The 15,054-nt window shown below is 68.4% G+C and carries 17 protein-coding genes; 7 read left to right on the top strand and 10 right to left on the bottom strand.

The window, feature by feature from the left end; all coding sequences use genetic code 11:
* The first annotated feature begins 185 nt into the window (after positions 1-185).
* Positions 186-689: a flavin reductase family protein gene (locus ABEA39_RS12875; protein ID WP_345376307.1), complete on the top strand. Its 504-nt coding sequence runs from the start codon at positions 186-188 to the stop codon at positions 687-689.
* 10 nt (positions 690-699) lie between these two features.
* On the opposite strand, the gene ABEA39_RS12870 is transcribed toward ABEA39_RS12875, so the two are convergent.
* Positions 700-1,554, bottom strand: a complete 855-nt coding sequence (locus ABEA39_RS12870) for a DNA-methyltransferase (protein ID WP_345376306.1) — start codon at positions 1,552-1,554, stop codon at positions 700-702.
* A gap of 58 nt (positions 1,555-1,612) precedes the next feature.
* Here ABEA39_RS12870 and ABEA39_RS12865 point away from each other — a divergent pair, with 58 nt between their 5' ends.
* Complete coding sequence (locus ABEA39_RS12865; RefSeq protein ID WP_345376305.1) at positions 1,613-1,897, top strand: GNAT family N-acetyltransferase; 285 nt, start codon at positions 1,613-1,615, stop codon at positions 1,895-1,897.
* Positions 1,898-1,943: 46 nt separating this feature from the next.
* On the opposite strand, the gene ABEA39_RS12860 is transcribed toward ABEA39_RS12865, so the two are convergent.
* Positions 1,944-2,993: a lipoate--protein ligase family protein gene (locus tag ABEA39_RS12860; RefSeq protein WP_345376304.1), complete on the bottom strand. Its 1,050-nt coding sequence runs from the start codon at positions 2,991-2,993 to the stop codon at positions 1,944-1,946.
* A 129-nt stretch (positions 2,994-3,122) separates the two neighbouring features.
* Between ABEA39_RS12860 and ABEA39_RS12855 the strand changes: the two genes are divergently transcribed.
* Complete coding sequence (locus ABEA39_RS12855) at positions 3,123-4,058, top strand: hypothetical protein (protein ID WP_345376303.1); 936 nt, start codon at positions 3,123-3,125, stop codon at positions 4,056-4,058.
* A gap of 99 nt (positions 4,059-4,157) precedes the next feature.
* Here ABEA39_RS12855 and ABEA39_RS12850 read toward each other — a convergent pair whose 3' ends face one another.
* The gene (locus tag ABEA39_RS12850) at positions 4,158-5,060 is read right to left on the bottom strand and encodes an alpha/beta hydrolase (protein ID WP_345376302.1); all 903 of its coding nucleotides are present in this window, start codon (positions 5,058-5,060) and stop codon (positions 4,158-4,160) included.
* A 147-nt stretch (positions 5,061-5,207) separates the two neighbouring features.
* Entirely contained in the window at positions 5,208-5,960 is a 753-nt protein-coding gene (locus ABEA39_RS12845) for an SDR family NAD(P)-dependent oxidoreductase (protein WP_345376301.1), read from the bottom strand.
* Between the two features lie 101 nt (positions 5,961-6,061).
* Here ABEA39_RS12845 and ABEA39_RS12840 point away from each other — a divergent pair, with 101 nt between their 5' ends.
* Both ABEA39_RS12840 and ABEA39_RS12835 read left to right on the top strand, forming a co-directional pair.
* Positions 6,062-6,514, top strand: coding sequence for a MarR family winged helix-turn-helix transcriptional regulator (locus ABEA39_RS12840; protein ID WP_345376300.1), 453 nt, complete (start codon positions 6,062-6,064; stop codon positions 6,512-6,514).
* Positions 6,514-7,854 (top strand): MFS transporter, encoded by a 1,341-nt coding sequence (locus ABEA39_RS12835; RefSeq protein ID WP_345376298.1) that lies wholly within the window; start codon positions 6,514-6,516, stop codon positions 7,852-7,854. The genes ABEA39_RS12840 and ABEA39_RS12835 overlap by 1 nt, the downstream gene beginning before the upstream one ends.
* A 151-nt stretch (positions 7,855-8,005) precedes the next feature.
* Here ABEA39_RS12835 and ABEA39_RS12830 read toward each other — a convergent pair whose 3' ends face one another.
* Positions 8,006-8,836, bottom strand: a complete 831-nt coding sequence (locus ABEA39_RS12830) for an endo alpha-1,4 polygalactosaminidase (protein WP_345376297.1) — start codon at positions 8,834-8,836, stop codon at positions 8,006-8,008.
* A 140-nt stretch (positions 8,837-8,976) separates the two neighbouring features.
* Here ABEA39_RS12830 and ABEA39_RS12825 point away from each other — a divergent pair, with 140 nt between their 5' ends.
* Complete coding sequence (locus ABEA39_RS12825; RefSeq protein WP_345376296.1) at positions 8,977-9,327, top strand: hypothetical protein; 351 nt, start codon at positions 8,977-8,979, stop codon at positions 9,325-9,327.
* Between the two features lie 217 nt (positions 9,328-9,544).
* On the opposite strand, the gene ABEA39_RS12820 is transcribed toward ABEA39_RS12825, so the two are convergent.
* The 4 genes from ABEA39_RS12820 to ABEA39_RS12805 all read right to left on the bottom strand — a co-directional run bounded on the left by ABEA39_RS12820 (position 9,545) and on the right by ABEA39_RS12805 (position 13,683).
* Positions 9,545-10,084, bottom strand: coding sequence for a hypothetical protein (locus ABEA39_RS12820; protein ID WP_345376295.1), 540 nt, complete (start codon positions 10,082-10,084; stop codon positions 9,545-9,547).
* A 127-nt stretch (positions 10,085-10,211) separates the two neighbouring features.
* Positions 10,212-11,057 (bottom strand): transglutaminase family protein, encoded by an 846-nt coding sequence (locus tag ABEA39_RS12815; protein ID WP_345376294.1) that lies wholly within the window; start codon positions 11,055-11,057, stop codon positions 10,212-10,214.
* Positions 11,054-11,983 carry an alpha-E domain-containing protein gene (locus tag ABEA39_RS12810; RefSeq protein ID WP_345376293.1) on the bottom strand — a complete coding sequence of 310 codons (930 nt, stop codon included), beginning with the start codon at positions 11,981-11,983 and terminating at the stop codon, positions 11,054-11,056. Before ABEA39_RS12810 ends, ABEA39_RS12815 begins: the two co-directional genes overlap by 4 nt.
* Entirely contained in the window at positions 11,977-13,683 is a 1,707-nt protein-coding gene (locus ABEA39_RS12805; protein WP_345376292.1) for a circularly permuted type 2 ATP-grasp protein, read from the bottom strand. The genes ABEA39_RS12810 and ABEA39_RS12805 overlap by 7 nt, the downstream gene beginning before the upstream one ends.
* An 85-nt stretch (positions 13,684-13,768) precedes the next feature.
* Between ABEA39_RS12805 and ABEA39_RS12800 the strand changes: the two genes are divergently transcribed.
* Complete coding sequence (locus tag ABEA39_RS12800; RefSeq protein WP_345376291.1) at positions 13,769-14,707, top strand: SDR family NAD(P)-dependent oxidoreductase; 939 nt, start codon at positions 13,769-13,771, stop codon at positions 14,705-14,707.
* A 117-nt stretch (positions 14,708-14,824) separates the two neighbouring features.
* Here ABEA39_RS12800 and ABEA39_RS12795 read toward each other — a convergent pair whose 3' ends face one another.
* Positions 14,825-15,037 carry a hypothetical protein gene (locus ABEA39_RS12795; RefSeq protein WP_345376290.1) on the bottom strand — a complete coding sequence of 71 codons (213 nt, stop codon included), beginning with the start codon at positions 15,035-15,037 and terminating at the stop codon, positions 14,825-14,827.
* Between the last annotated feature and the right edge of the window lie 17 nt (positions 15,038-15,054).

Raw genomic sequence — 15,054 nt, 5'->3', positions numbered from 1 at the left:
CCCGCATCGCCACGCCACCGGCCCGGTTCCCCTGCTCTCAGGCGGAACCGGGCCGGTCCCATGTTCGACACCTGTCGTCGACCGCCGAAGTAACGCAACGCAAGGACATCTGGCGTACGGCGCAATCTGGTTGCAACATTGACCTGCCACGATTGGCGGAACACCCCGACTCCGGAGGAAATCCCATGGCTCTGACGCCCTACTCGCCCGACTCGCAGCTCCTGCGGACCACGTTCTCGTACTTCCCCTCCGGCGTCGTGGCTCTCGCTGCCGAGATCGACGGCGTCCGCGAAGGACTCGTCGCCTCGTCCTTCACCGTCGGCGTCTCGGCCGAGCCTCCGCTGGTGCTGTTCTCCGTGCAGAACACGTCGACCACCTGGCCGACCCTGAAGAAGGCCGGGCGCATCGGCATCTCCGTGCTGGGCGAGACCCACGGGCAGACGGCCCGTCAGATCGCGGCCAAAGACAAGGCGACCCGTTTCGAGAACCTCGAGCTCGAGACGAGCGAGGGCGGCGCGCTCTTCGTGCACGGCTCGCCCGTCTGGCTCGAGACCAAGGCCTACACCGAGTACCCGGCCGGCGACCACACCCTGATCCTGCTCGAGGTCACGGGCATCTTCACCGACTCCGAGATCGATCCCCTGGTCTTCCACGGCAGCGCCTTCAAGCAGCTGCTCAAGTCGGCCTGAGAGAAGGCCCTCAGGGGCGCAGGAACGTCGCAGCGGGCAGACGCGTGCGCATCACGGCGACGGCCTCGGGGTTGGCGTCGACGAGCACGAAACGCCGACCGAGCGCAGCCGCCACCGCCCCCGCGGTACCGCTGCCGGCGAAGAAGTCGAGCACCCAGTCGCCCTCGCGGCTCGACGCCTGCACGATCCGGCGCAGGATCCCCTCGGGCTTCTGCGTCGGATACCCCGTCTTCTCACGCCCCGTCGGCGACACGATCGTGTGCCACCAGACATCGGTGGGCAGCTTGCCCCGGGCCGCTTTCTCGGGCGTCACGAGCCCAGGCGCCATGTACGGTTCGCGATCGACCGCGGTCGAGTCGAAGTGGTACTGCGCGGGATTCTTCACGTAGACGAGGATCGTGTCGTGCTTCGTCGGCCAGTGCCTCGAGCTCTTCGCACCGTAGTCGTAGGCCCAGATGATCTCGTTCAAGAAGGATGCACGCCCGAAGAGGGCGTCGAGCAACACCTTCGCGTAGTGCGCCTCGCGGTAGTCGAGGTGCAGGTAGAGCGTGCCGTCGTCGGCGAGCAGCCTCCAGGCCTCGGCCAGGCGCGGTTCGAGGAACGACCAGTAGTCGTCGAACCGGTCGTCGTACTTCATCAGGTCGCCACGGATCCGCTCGTACTGCACGCCCTTGAACCCGGCGACGGCGCCGGTGCGCGTGCCACGGACGGAGTGCGTCTCGTGCCGGGTCTGACTGCGGCCCGTGTTGAACGGCGGGTCGAGGTAGATGACCGTGAACGCTTCGTCGGGAAGCTGGACGACGACGTCGAGATTGTCGCCCTCGACCACCAGATCGGGGGAGGCTGGGGTCCAGTCGACGGGCATCCCCCTATTGTGGTCGCCCCGAGCTCACTCGGAGACCAGGCGGCGTAGGGTGCTGGGCATGTCCGTCGAAGTGCGCAATGACAAGAGCCAGAACCAGTACACGATCCTCGACGACGGCCGCCCCGTCGGGTTCGCCGTCTACCAGGTGAGCGGGCACGACATCGCGTTCACCCACACCGAGGTCGACCCGTCCGAGCAGGGCAAGGGTCTGGCGAGCATCCTCGTGCAGGAGGCTCTCGACGACGTCAAGGCGACGACGGATCTCCGCGTCGTTCCGGCCTGCTCGTACGTGGCGAACTGGGTGGAGAAGCACCAGGAGTACGAGGAGCTGACCCGCCGCTGAGCGGTGGGCGTGCATCCCCCGCTCTCGGTGATCGTGAGCGGAAGGCTCAGGGCACGCGCGCGAGCCACTCGGGCGTGGCGAACTTGGTGCGGACCAGCTCTTCGGCTTTGGAGAGTTCGTCCGGCGTCACATGACCCGTCGTCGCTCCGTAGAGCCCGGTGAACGTCTGCTTGAGCCGCTCGATGACCTCGGCGCGGGGCAGGCCCGTCTGCGACCGCAGCGGGTCGACGCGTTTGGCCGCGCTGGTCGTACCCTTGTCGCTCATCTTCTCGCGGCCGATGCGGAGCACCTGCACCATCTTGTCGCCGTCCATGTCGTAGCTCATGGTCGCGTGGTGAAGCAGGGCGCCGTTGCCGAGCCGCTTCTGCGCCGCCCCGCCGATCTTGCCCTTGGCGCTCGTGATGTCGTTGAGGGGCTGGTAGAACGCGTCGATGCCCATGGACTTGAGCCCGGTGATGACCCACTCGTCGAGGTAGGCGTACGAGTCGGCGAAGCTCATGCCTTGCACGAGGTCGCCGGGCGCGTAGAGCGAGTAGGTGACGATCGACTCGGCGTCCATGAACATCGCCCCGCCGCCCGAGATGCGTCGGACGACCTGGAACCCGTACTTCTCGGCGTTGTCGGGGTCGACCTCGTTCTTCAGCGACTGGAAGCTGCCGATGACGACGGCGGGCTCGTTCCACTCCCAGAAGCGGAGAGTCGGGCCGCGGCGACCGGCTCCGACCTCGGCCGTGAGGACCTCGTCGAGGGCGAGGTGGACGTTCGGCGAGACCGGGCCGTCGTGGATGATCTCCCACTGGTAGTCGCGCCAGTCGGTGGCGTGGCTGAGGCTTCGGCGGATCGCGACCGCGATGCCCTCGGCGGTCACCCCGAGCATGGTCGTCCCCTCGGGCAGGCCGGCCTTGATCGCCTGCACGATCGCGGCGGAGTCGGCGCCGGACGGCAGTCCGTTCACGGCCCGGTCGATGGCCTCGAGGGCGTCGTCCGGCTCGAGGAAGAAGTCGCCGGCGAGGCGGAAATCGGCGATACGCCCCTCCCGCACCTCGAGGTCGACGACGACCAGTTTTCCGCCCGGGACCTTGTACTCACCATGCATGCGGCCAGCCTACGACCGGCGGCGGCGGCTTGACGGTCGTCCCTCCGCTCGTCTCGGACTCGACTTGACATGAATCCCGAGATGAATACTCTGGTGTGACATATTCATTTCGATGCCAATGGAGGCACCATGAAACTTGTCGCCGCTCCCTTCCGACACCGGTGGCTGGCCGCAGTCCCAACCGCTGCGAGCGCACTCATCGCTTGTTCCTTCGTGCCGAGCCTGCAGGGTGCCGCGATCGCGCTCTGGGTCAGCGCTTTCGCCGTCCTCGCTGCGGCGCTTGTCTATCTGGGCCGGCGCGAGCTACGCGAGTCCGGGAAGGCCCCAGGCTTGACCACCCATCGCCGGCGACTCCTTATTTTTGGCGTATTGTTCGTCTCAGGGGCCCTAGTAGCAGGAACCCTCGTTGACGCGACCCCAAGCCACGCGAGTCCGCGTCACGCCGAAGCTCCGCGGATGATCGCCGCGATGACGACTGGACCTGCCGTCGAAAGCAAGCTTCGGGAGGTAGCCGTATTCGCCGAAGAATCGACAGCCCTGGGCCGCAGCGCAGTTGAGGCCCTTGTCGAATCCACTCGGGCACGCCAGGTCCGCGTCGAAAGTGGTCTTCTGCCTGACTTTGAGTCAGCCTCCGCCGTTCAAATCGGATCAACCCAGGTCTTGACCGTGCCTCTTTCGGGAACAAACCTTCCCGAAGTAACGAACCTCACGTTCGTCGTTACGCCGGACGATGTCGCGGTCGTTGAAATGGTGGCGGGCATGACAAGCGACTCCCGAGTGGCGTTCTCCATGTGGCAAGACCATGTCCAGACCAAGAATGTCATCATGAGCCAGGACTCCGACGGCACCTCGTCGTCCACGTCCCCGAGCCCGTATGGGATGAACTGGACCAAATTCAAGAACTGCCTAAACAATGCGGGCATCAATTGGGCCTTGGTCGCGGTCATCAGTGTCGCGTGCAGCGTCGCCTGCGCAACGGCAGTTCTTTGCGCCCCTTGTATCGCCGCCCAGGCTGGTCTAACAGGCGGCACGATTGCCCGCTGCATCAACATCGGCTTCAGCTAGGCACTCGCCAACATTGACTCCTTCTCAAGAGCCGACCACCCCCTACGGGCGGTCGGCTTTTGACCTGGAGGACCACCTTCCGCAGCCGAGGCAGCCAGGTCAGGCGGAAGCGGCAGACGCAGCGAACCGCGCATCCAACCAAGCCACCAGGTCCGCGACCACCTCGTCGCGGTTCGTCTCGTTGAAGACCTCGTGACGCGCACCCTCGTAGACGATCAGCTCGACATCGGTCAGGCCGCTGCGGCGCAGGTAGGCGTTCGCCAACTTCTCGGCACTCCGGGTGCCGCCGAGCGGGTCGTCGCTTCCGACCATGATGAGCAGCGGCACGTCGCGGGACAGCTCACGAGCGGGGCGGCCGTACAGCCGCAGGGCATCCCGCAGTCCGAAGAGTTTCAGCACGGAGGCCTCGACGACCAGCGGGTCCACCGACATCGCGGCAGCCACGGCCGGATCGCGGCTCAGCCACTCGAAGCCAGTCGTGCCGAGGTGGGCGTGCCGCTTGTTGAGGTCGCCGCCGTTCATCGAGCCGGGCACGCGGTAGGCGGTGCCGGTCAGCACGACGCCGTCGTAGGCGTCCGCGTGGTGGTTCACGAGCATCTGCGTCATGAGCGACCCCCACGAGTGCCCGAGCATGATCAGGGGCAGCGTGGGATGCTCGCGCCTCGCGATCGCCGTCAACCGGAGCAGGGCATCCACCGTCGCCCGCAGGCCGCCCTCGCCGAGGTGTCCGAGGCGGCCGGAGCCCTCCCCCCACTGCCCGACGCCCGTCCGGCCGTGGCCGCGGTGGTCGTCGGCGTACACGACATACCCGGCCGCGACGAGCTTCCGTGCGAGCTCGTCGTAGCGAAGGGCGTACTCGCCGACGCCGTGCGCGATCTGGACCACGCCGCGGGGTGGGGCATCGGTCGCGGCGGCAGCGGCGTGCCAGACGTAGTAGTGGATGGTGACGCCGTGCGCGTCGACGAAGGTCGCGTCATCGCGGACGACGGAGGTGGTGGCCATGCCTGATTGTGACGCACGCACCCGCTGACGGCGAGGACCCTCGCGTGCGGCGAGCGATCCAGTCCGCGGACAGGATCGTTCGCCGCACGCGAGGGTCCGAACCGCGCGGTGCGCGAGCGGCAGCAGCAGCGCGCGGGATGCTCGGGTCTAGTGAGCGGAGTACCCACCGTCGACGAGGTGGTACGACCCCGTGGTGAACGACGCCTCGTCGCTGAGCAGGAACAGCGTGAGGGCCGCGACCTCCTGGTTCGTTCCGAGACGCTTGGAGGCGTGCTCGGCCTCGAGGGCCGTGATGGCCTCGGTGCTCATCATCTTGCGGACGAGCGGGGTGTCGATGAAGCCCGGGCCGACCGCGTTCGTGCGGACGCCCTTGGCCGTGTACTCGAGGGCTGCGACCTTGGTGAGGCCGATGAGGGCGTGCTTCGAGGAGACGTAGGCGGCGTTCTCGGCGATGCCGACGGCACCGAGCACACTGCTCATGTTGACGACGGCGCCGCCGCCGGCCGCGACGATGGCGGGCAGCTGGTAGTGGAGGCCGTAGAAGACACCGCTGAGGTCGATGCCGACGACGCGGTCCCACGCGGCGAGGTCGTAGTCGCCGATGGTGGCGGCGGGGGCGCCGATGCCGGCGTTGTTCACGGCGAGGTGCAGGGCGCCGTAGGTCTTCTGGGCGAACTCGACGGCAGCCTTGCTGTCTTCGGCCTTCGCGGTGTTCTGCGTGAAGGCGGAGGCCTTGCCGCCGGCGGCGACGATCTCGTCGACGACGCGCTGGGCCGCTTCGAGGTCGATGTCCGTGACGACCACGGAGGCGCCCTCGGAGGCGAGCTGCTTGGAGATGCCCTCGCCGATGCCGGAGCCGCCGCCGGTGACGATGGCGACCTTGTTGTCGAACCTGCTCATTGCTGTACTTCTTTCTCAAGTTACGGAACATGTGTTGTTCTTCTCCCAAGGTACACCGTCGCTCTTTAGTTAGCCAAACTAATTTGTTAGGCTAACCATCGATGACAGACACAGCCACGACCGGAGCCTTGCGCACGATCCCCCACGCCCAACTGGCCAGCGACGTCCGCCAGGGCGTCCTCCGTCTCTCGCGCCGACTGCGGCAACAGAAGGCCGACACGGGCGTCAGCGACGCGCAGATGGCCGCCCTCGGCTACGTCTTCCAGAACCAACCCCTCACCATCGGCGCCCTCACCGAGCACGAGGGCGTGACTCCCCCGTCGATGAACAAGACGGTGGCCAAGCTCGTCGACCTCGGCTTCCTCGAGCGCGGCAGCGACGACGACGACAAACGCCGCGTCGTGCTCTCCACGACGGAGGAGGGGGCGTCGTTCGTGCTCGAGACGCGCAGGCGTCGCGACGAGTGGCTCGTCCCTCGCCTGGCCAAGCTCTCCGCCGACGAACGCCGCGTGCTCGCCGACGCCACCCGCATCCTCCGAGAGTTGGCCCGCTGATGAGCGCCATGTTCTCGTCGCTCAAGCTGCACAACTACCGGCTGTGGTTCGGCGGGGCGCTCGTCTCCAACACCGGCACGTGGATGCAGTCGACCGCTCAAGACTGGCTCGTGCTGACGCACCTGACCCACAACAACGCGACCGCGCTCGGCGTCACCATGGCACTGCAGTTCCTCCCGCCGATCCTGATGATCCCGATCACCGGGCTCATCGCCGACCGCTACGACCGCCGCCGCATGCTGATGCTGACGCAGGCGCTCCTGGGCGGTCTGGGTCTGTTCCTCGGCATCCTCGTCGTCACCGGGGTCGTCCAGCTCTGGATGGTCTGGGCGTTCGCGCTGGCCCTCGGCATCGTGCAGGCCATCGACGCCCCGATCCGACAGAGCTTCGTCTCCGAGCTCGTCCCACCGAAGCAGTTGTCGAACGCGGTGTCGCTCAACTCGGCGTCGTTCAACGGCGCCCGGCTGATCGGCCCCGCGGTCGCCGGCGTGCTGATCGCCGTGGTCGGCACGGGCCCCGTCTTCCTCATCAACGCCGCCTCCTTCCTCGCGGTGCTGACGTCGCTCCGCTTCATCCGGGTCAAAGAGCTCCAGTACAAGCCCAAGGTGGTCCGCGCCAAGGGTCAGATCAAGGAGGGCTTCCGATACGTCAAGGGCCGCCCCGACCTCGTCGTCGTCTTCGTGATGATCTTCATCATCGGCACCTTCGGCATGAACTTCCCGATCTTCACCTCCACCATGGCGACGCAGGCGTTCCACGTGGGGTCGAGCGGCTTCGGCCTGCTCACGTCGGCGGTGGCCGTGGGCTCGCTGGTGGGCGCCCTGCTGTCGGCCCGGCGCGAACGACCGCGGATGCGCATCCTCGTCATGGCCTCGATCTCGTTCGGCGTGACCTGCGCCGTCGCGGCCCTGATGCCGAGCTACTGGAGCTTCGCCCTCGTGCTCATCGCGGTCGGCTTCTCGTCGATCACGCTGATGACGACGGCCAACGGCACGGTACAGCTCGGCGCCGCCCCCGAGATGCGCGGCCGCGTGATGGCGCTCTACATGGCGATCTTCACGGGCGGCACCCCCATCGGCGCCCCCATCGTCGGCTGGGTCGCCAGCACGTTCGGCCCGCGCGAGGCGATCGGCGTCGGCTCAGCGGCCGGGTTCGTCGCGGCCGGGGTCGCGATCCTGTGGCTCGTCCGTCGTCAGCACCTCCGCCTGCGGCACGACCAGGGGCTGCACTTCCACGTGCGCCACGACGGCGACGGCATGCCCGCCACCGAGTCCATCGCCGTGCAGCGCGAGGTCGTGGCGGCCGAGCTCGAGACGCAGGAGACCCTGGCGCGGCAGTAGCTTCCGCCCCGCCTCCTGCTCGCACCCGCCGCCCCGATCTCGTCGTCGTCTCCGCCGAGAGTCGCTGAGTGTCCACGAATGGCTGATGCGAACGCACCGCCATCAGCCATCCGCGGACACTCACCCGGCCGTCAGCAGGGGGCAGCAGCCGTCAGCAGCTCCGGTAGACGTAACCATCGGCGCCGCGAGGCACCAGATCGCGGTCGCGGAGGATCGTGAGTGCGGGCGTTCCCTTCCGGCCGCAGACCTCGGCGAAGGTCCCCCGCAGATCGTCCGGGTACTCGACGTCGAGCACGTGCGCGCCATAGACCTTCGTGTAGTCGCCGCATTCGTCGAACCGGTCGCACTCCTCGGCGACCGCGAAGTCGAAGCCGATCTCCGTCTTACCGCGGGCGCCCAACTGGTCGGTGTTCTTCTGCGCTGCGGCGAGGCCCTCGTCATGCGCGGCCGAGACGAGCAGCTTCGCGAAGGCGATGGCGTCGGCCTCGCTCAGCGCCCCCTTCGAGCGGGTGTACGAGTCGAGGTTGTCGAATTCGACGGCACGGAAACCGGCCGTCTTGCAGCGCCGGATCGTCTGGCCCTGCATCCTCGCCTCCGCCTCGCGCTTCGCCGCCGTCGAGATGTCGAGCAGGTGCTCGTCGGGCCAGCCCGGGTCCACGAGCGGCGCGCCGTCCGCCGTGTGCAGGTACAGCTCGCTGGGCCAGGCCACCCCCGGCTGCGTCTGGAACCCGTTGACGTAGCAGATCGAGTAGACGCCCTTCGCGGGCTCGTCCGTGCTGTCGCGCGACACGACGGTCACTCCGGCCGCGGGCGGGTAGGCGCCGCCGAGCTGGTAGTCGAAGGCGCCCGACGTGGGCGGAAGGGCGAGCGCGGGATGCCCGGCAGGGGTCCTCGAGCAGGCGCCGAGCCCGACGAGGCCTGCCACGCACAGGGCAGCCGCAGCAGTCGCCCATGCTGCGGTACGGCTCCGTCTCCCGTTCATGCCCGAATCCTAGGAGACGACGAGGGGTACCCCGTTCTGCGACGAGGGGTACCCCTTCTGCGCGGCGGCGGTACAGTTCCCCCGACGACGGAACCCGGCTCGACGACGAGACGGACGGCCCGTCGAAGAGGAGCGCCCCGATGCGCAGAGCCACCGCCACGGCCATCGCCGCAGCCGCCCTGATCGTGGTGGGCTCGGGTCTCGCCTTCGGGTCGGCGTCACGTCTCGACCACCTCGAGTCGCGCATCGCCTCCGGCGACCTCGACTACGTCGTGGTGGGCCTCCTGATGATCGGCGTCGCGCTGGTCCTGACCGGATTCGTGGTGGCGCTCGCCGCTCTGGCGCAGTACTGGATCGAAGCGCAGGATCGCGAGGATGCCCGGCGTGCTGCCGAGCGTGGAGCCCGGGCCGGGCATCCCACCGTCTCTCGCCGTGAGGCGGCGGCGCTCGAGGCGACGCAGCCCCTGAAGCCCGGCCGCCCCGCCCGCTGAGCGGCCGCCGCCTCAGGAGCGGCGGCGCCGTCGCTGCCGAATGGCCCATCCCGTCCAGATACTCCCCCCGAGCACAGTCGCCGCCACGACGAGCCTGCCCACGAGAACCTGCGGACCGGTTGACCCCAAGACCGCCAAGGCGTTCCCCGCGGCGATTCCGGCGAGGCTGACCACGGCCGGGACGGGCCACCAGGACAGGATCTTGGCGCTCATCGGCCTATGCGCACCGGGGCGCGTGGCCACTGAAGGGATAGACACGCATCGCCTTGTTGCCGCATCGGAGGCCGTTTACGGAGACCGCGTAGGTAGCCGCGGTCATGAGGGCGCCGACCACCACGCAGAAGGTTCCCGCGCTGAGAGCACAAAGACCGGCGGAAAGGGCCCAGCCGGAACCAGAAATGATGGCCCCCTGATCGAACGAGTTGAAGGCCACGTACTTTCCGTAGCCGTCAGAACCCGCCGACAGGTAGCCCGAGGGGCCCGAGGTGTCCGTCAGGTCGAACGTGAATCCCTCTCCCAGATCGATAGTGGCCGTCGGCACACCCCCTGAGGTCGTCGTCTCGGAAACGACGTATCCGAGATCACGCGCTTCGACGATCGCGTCGTGGACCTGTCGATCTGTGATGAGGGTGTGGTCAGCCCTCTGAGGCTCTCCTTGAGCTGACGCCGCCTCGGCCGCCGGTGTGGCACGAAGGCCACCCGCCGTCAACGCACCGGCGAGGGCAAGAACGGCCGTGGACCTGAATGAAAAACGCATGTCGAATCCTCCTTGATGACTGCTTGAGCAGGCCTTCAAACTAGTTGGACTCACATACTTAATGCAAATTACGTATATTTATTCTGGTCGCAGTCGGAGCGCTGAGCGGCCGCCGCGCGGGAGGCCCCTACGCCTCCCGCGTGATCTCCACCGTGACGAACAGCTTCGAGGTCTTCGACCCGCCGTAGACCCCGCGCAGCGGCGGCACGTCGTTGTAGTCGCGGCCGTGCCCGACGACCACGTGCCGCTCCCCGATGTCGATGAGGTTGGTGGGGTCGTAGCCGTTCCACGAGCCGCAGAAGTACTCGACCCAGGCGTGCGACTCGCCCACGATGGTCTCGCGGAGCTCGGCGGTCGGCTTCGGGTGCAGGTAGCCGCTGACGTAGCGGGCCGGGATCCCCACGGCCCGAAGGGCGCCGAGGGTGATGTGCGCGATGTCCTGGCAGACGCCGGCCTTCGCCTCCCACGCCTCGGCCGCAGTGGACTTCACGTTCGTGACGCCGCGGAGGTACTGCACCTGCTCGCCCACCAGCTCGCAGATGCGCAGGGCTGCGGCGCAGGGGGACGCCGCCGAGGCAGCGGCCTCGCGAGCGAACTCGACGACCTCGGCGGGCGGTGCGGTGAGCGGGGTCTGCTCGAGCTGTTCGACGAACTCGGCCCGGCGGGTGACCTCCCGGGCGAGGTCGTCCCACCCGAACGAATGCTCGGGGTGCGGGGCCGACCGGACCTCGATGAGCGACGTCGCGGTCAGCGAGAGCTGCCGATGCGGCTGCAGCACCTCGAAGGACGAGACGCGGGTGCCCCAGTAGTCGAGGTACTCGTGCGCGCCCGAGTTCGGCTCGATACGGAGGTTGGACGAGAGGACGAACTGGTTCTCGGTGCTCGCGGGGAGCATCCTCGCCTCGTTGTAGCTGGCCTTCGCCTCGCCCTCGTACTGGAAGCCGGTGACGTGGCGGATGCGGAGGCGGCTCACGAGCGCTCCCCCACCCAGGTCGGTGCGGCCGAGGTCGGGAAGTACCGCTGGCGGATCGCCTCCGACGCGGCCGAGGTGGCGGACTGCACGGCGTCCATGTGCGTCGGCAGGTCGTCGAGGATCTCCTGGATCGGCTTGTACTCGAGCTCGCTGCGCATCTGGCCGAGGATACGCACTCCGGCGTCGGACGACGACGTGCGCGCCGTGTGCGGCTCGACCTCGCGAAGGCACGACTCGGCTCGGGTGATAGCGAAGAGCACCGAGCGCGGGAACAGCCGGTCGAGCAGGAGGAACTCGGCGGCGTTGCGGGCGCTCGGCACGCCGCGGTAGGTGCGGAGGTAGGCCTCGTAGGCGCCGACACTGCGGAGGATCGTCGTCCACGAGGGCCCGGACGCCTCGGTCAGCGTGCGGGTGGCGAGCAGTCGCGCGGTCATGTCGGCGCGCTCGATGCTGCGGCCGAGGGTGAAGAACTGCCAGACCTCGTCACGACTCGTGGCCGACTCGATGATGCCGACGGCAAGCGCGCTGCGCTCGCGCACCCAGGCGAAGAACTCGTGCACCTTGTCGCTCGACACCTTGCGGGGCATCCGGGCGCGGGTGGTGTTGAGGCACTCCCAGAGCTCGGTCGACACGATCTCGCGAGCACGCCGGGCGTTCTCGCGCGCGGCCCCGAGCGAGTAGGCGATGGAGGCGGGGTTGTGGCGGTCGACGGCGAGCATCGAGAGCACGTCGGCGCGAGTGATCTCGGTGTCGTCGGGCGCCTCGCTGCCCATGACGCTCAGGAGCGAGCGGCAGGCGGCGTCCTCCTCGATCCACGGATCCTCCAGGAGAAGCTGCAGGTGGACGTCGAGGATGCGGGCGGTGCCGTCGGCGCGCTCGATGTAGCGGCCGATCCAGAAGAGGCTCTCGGCGATGCGACTCAGCATGAGAGGCCTTCCGTCTGTTGCTGCTGTTGCTCCTGCTGGCGCGTGGCGCGCGTGGTGACGCCCTGCTTGGGACCGACGATCTGTTCCTGCTGCTGCTGCGACTGCTGGTCCTGCTGCGGGCCGTCGTAGGGCGACTGGTCGGGCACGTGCTCGCTGGCGATGATCGGGATCGACTGGGTCGGGGTGGCCTGCTCGGAGACGAGGGCGGACACGTTCTGGCCGGACATCCAGGTGCCGGCGTCGACACCGACGACCCAGGTGTCCTTCGACCCGCCACCCTGGCTCGAGTTGACGACGAGCTGGCCTTCCGGCAGCGCGACCCGGGTGAGGCCGCCGGGCAGGACCCAGATGTCGTCGCCGTCGTTGACCGCGAACGGGCGGAGGTCGGCGTGACGCGGCCGGAGACCGTCGTCGACGAGCGTGGGGATCGTGGAGAGCTGCACGACGGGCTGGGCGATCCACCCGCGAGGGTCCTTCTGCAGGGTGATGCGCAGGGCGTCGAGCTCTTTGCGCGAAGCGTCCGGACCGACGACGAGACCCTTGCCGCCGGATCCGTCGACCGGCTTCACGACGAGCTCGTCGAGGCGGTCCAGGACCTCCTCGAGGGCTCCGGGATCTTCCAGACGCCAGGTGTCGACGTTCGGGAGGAGCGGCTCCTCGCTGAGGTAGTAGCGGATCAGGTCGGGCAGGTAGGTGTAGACGAGCTTGTCGTCGGCGACGCCGTTGCCCACCGCGTTGGCGATGGTCACGGCGCCGAGGCGCGCAGCCATCAGCAGGCCGGGCGAGCCGAGCACCGAGTCGGCGCGGAACTGCAGCGGGTCGAGGAACTCGTCGTCGACACGGCGGTAGATCACGTCGACGCGCTGCGGGCCGGCCGTGGTGCGCATCCACACCCGGCCGCCGGAGCAGTAGAGGTCGCGGCCCTCGACGAGTTCGACGCCCATGAGCCGTGCCAGCAGCGTGTGCTCGTAGTAGGCCGAGTTGAAGACGCCGGGAGTGAGGACCACGACGGTGGGATCCTCCACGCCGACCGGGGCGCTCTTGCGGAGGGCGTGCAGCAGACGGTTCGGGTAGTCGCCGACCGGGCGGACCCGCATCGAGACGAACAGCTCCGGCAGGGTCTGGGCCATGACTCGGCGGTTCGAGATGACGTAACTCACGCCGCTGGGCACGCGCACGTTGTCTTCGAGCACCCGCCAGGCGCCGGCCTCGTCGCGGATCAGGTCGATGCCGGAGACCTGGATCCGCACGCCGTTCGCCGGGTCGATGCCGGCCGCCTGCCGGTGGAAGTGGTGCGACGAGGTGATGAGTGCCGCGGGGATCACGCCGTCGGCCACGGCACGCTGCGGCCCGTAGATGTCGGCGAGGAAGGCCTCGAGCGCCCGCACCCGCTGCTTGACGCCCTTCTCGACGCCCTGCCACTCCGCCTGCTCGATCACCCGCGGCACCGCGTCGAGCGGGAACGGCCGTTCCTCGCCCGCGAAGTCGAACGTGACGCCCTGCGCCAGATAGGAGTCGGCGAGCGCCGCCGTCCGTCCGCGCAGTTCGTCCTGCGTCATGCTCATGAGGGTGGTGTGGATCTCGCGATACATGTCCCGCGGCGAGTTCGGTCCGCGGAACATCTCGTCCCACGGGTCCCTGCCGGGCCGACGTGTCGCGCGGCTCGTGGCGCCGGCGTAGCCGTCGAAGAGGTCTCCCATGTGTTGAACCTAGGGCCCGGGTGTTGCGGGGGTGTTTCGGACGCGCGGCGACGGCGTGTCACCTGAGGTGAGTAGCGTCGACGGCATGACACGACTCACCACCCCGTTCGGAGCCCACACCCCCGCCGCCGACGTCCTCGAGGGGGTCGATCTCACCGGTAAGCGCGCCCTCGTCACGGGCGGAGCCTCCGGCATCGGCATCGAGACCGCCCGCGCCCTCGCCGGGGCCGGGGCAGAGGTGACGCTGGGGGTGCGGAACCTCGAAGCCGGCACCTCCGCCGTGGCGGAGATCCGTGCATCCACCGGCTCGTCTCTCGTCGACGCGAAGTACCTCGACCTGTCCGAGCGCGGCACGCTGACGGCGTTCGGCGAGGAGTGGACGGGGCCCCTGCACATCCTCGTGAACAACGCCGGCATCATGGCGACGCCGCTGACCCGCACCCCCGAGGGCTACGAGCTGCAGTTCGCCAACAACCACCTCGGCCACTTCGCGCTGGCGCTCGCCCTGCACGACGCACTCGCCGAAGCCGACGGCGCCCGCATCGTCTCGCTGTCGTCGACCGGGCACCACACCTCCGACGTGGTCTTCGACGACCTCGCCTTCGAGCGCCGCGAGTACAACCCGTGGCTCGGGTACGGCCAGTCGAAGACGGCCAACGTGCTCTTCGCGGTGGGTGTCGGCCAGAAGTGGGCCGATGACGGCATCACGGCCAACGCCGTCCACCCCGGCGGCATCATGACCAACCTGCAGCGCCACATGGACCCGGCCGAGTTCACGAAGCGCGGCTGGGTCGACGAGGACGGCACGCAGAACCCAGCGTTCAAGACTCCGGCCGAGGGCGCTTCGACGTCGACGCTGCTGGCCGGGTCACCGCTCGTCGACGGCGTGACGGGCCGCTACTTCGAGGACGCCAACGAGGCCGAACCGTTCGACGACGCCAAGCCCGGGCGTGGCGTCAAGTCGTACGCGCTCGACCCCGAGTCGGCCGAGCGGCTCTGGGCGGTGTCGCTCGACCTGATCTGAGCGGGCCCCTCGGGCGCACGCGTCTCGAACACACGACAGCGGCACGAACACCTCGCCTCGGCGGTGGGTTCGTGCCGCTGTCGTGTGCACAGTGGCGGATGGGCGGGGGCCGGTCGTTCAGCCGAACTTGCGCTTGGCCTTCTTCGCGGCGACTTTGCGGCCCTTGGCGACGTCCTTGGCCGCCTGCTTGCGGGCCTTCTTCACCTTGGGGTCGTTCCAGACCGAGCTGAAGGCGCCGGTGATCTCCCTGTAGCGAGACGTGCCCGCCTTGGCCCCGAAGACGTAGGCGATGAACGCGATGATCGCGATGACGATGAAGCGTGGTTTCATGACGTCCTCCCAGACGG

Source organism: Frondihabitans cladoniiphilus (assembly GCF_039544345.1).
Classification (GTDB): domain Bacteria; phylum Actinomycetota; class Actinomycetes; order Actinomycetales; family Microbacteriaceae; genus Frondihabitans; species Frondihabitans cladoniiphilus.
The sequence above is the reverse complement of the archived record's forward strand: the minus strand, read 5'-3'. Positions and strand labels throughout refer to the sequence as shown.

Bases quoted from the DNA above. Each gene is read 5' to 3' on its own strand.
- ABEA39_RS12800 (WP_345376291.1), top strand. From the start codon at position 13,769: ATGACACGACTCACCACCCCGTTCGGAGCCCACACCCCCGCCGCCGAC.
- ABEA39_RS12860 (WP_345376304.1), bottom strand. From the start codon at position 2,993: ATGCATGGTGAGTACAAGGTCCCGGGCGGAAAACTGGTCGTCGTCGAC.
- ABEA39_RS12875 (WP_345376307.1), top strand. From the start codon at position 186: ATGGCTCTGACGCCCTACTCGCCCGACTCGCAGCTCCTGCGGACCACG.
- ABEA39_RS12845 (WP_345376301.1), bottom strand. From the start codon at position 5,960: ATGAGCAGGTTCGACAACAAGGTCGCCATCGTCACCGGCGGCGGCTCC.
- ABEA39_RS12805 (WP_345376292.1), bottom strand. From the start codon at position 13,683: ATGGGAGACCTCTTCGACGGCTACGCCGGCGCCACGAGCCGCGCGACA.
- ABEA39_RS12850 (WP_345376302.1), bottom strand. From the start codon at position 5,060: ATGGCCACCACCTCCGTCGTCCGCGATGACGCGACCTTCGTCGACGCG.
- ABEA39_RS12810 (WP_345376293.1), bottom strand. From the start codon at position 11,983: ATGCTGAGTCGCATCGCCGAGAGCCTCTTCTGGATCGGCCGCTACATC.
- ABEA39_RS12855 (WP_345376303.1), top strand. From the start codon at position 3,123: ATGAAACTTGTCGCCGCTCCCTTCCGACACCGGTGGCTGGCCGCAGTC.
- ABEA39_RS12825 (WP_345376296.1), top strand. From the start codon at position 8,977: ATGCGCAGAGCCACCGCCACGGCCATCGCCGCAGCCGCCCTGATCGTG.
- ABEA39_RS12865 (WP_345376305.1), top strand. From the start codon at position 1,613: ATGTCCGTCGAAGTGCGCAATGACAAGAGCCAGAACCAGTACACGATC.
- ABEA39_RS12870 (WP_345376306.1), bottom strand. From the start codon at position 1,554: ATGCCCGTCGACTGGACCCCAGCCTCCCCCGATCTGGTGGTCGAGGGC.
- ABEA39_RS12820 (WP_345376295.1), bottom strand. From the start codon at position 10,084: ATGCGTTTTTCATTCAGGTCCACGGCCGTTCTTGCCCTCGCCGGTGCG.
- ABEA39_RS12795 (WP_345376290.1), bottom strand. From the start codon at position 15,037: ATGAAACCACGCTTCATCGTCATCGCGATCATCGCGTTCATCGCCTAC.
- ABEA39_RS12830 (WP_345376297.1), bottom strand. From the start codon at position 8,836: ATGAACGGGAGACGGAGCCGTACCGCAGCATGGGCGACTGCTGCGGCT.
- ABEA39_RS12835 (WP_345376298.1), top strand. From the start codon at position 6,514: ATGAGCGCCATGTTCTCGTCGCTCAAGCTGCACAACTACCGGCTGTGG.
- ABEA39_RS12840 (WP_345376300.1), top strand. From the start codon at position 6,062: ATGACAGACACAGCCACGACCGGAGCCTTGCGCACGATCCCCCACGCC.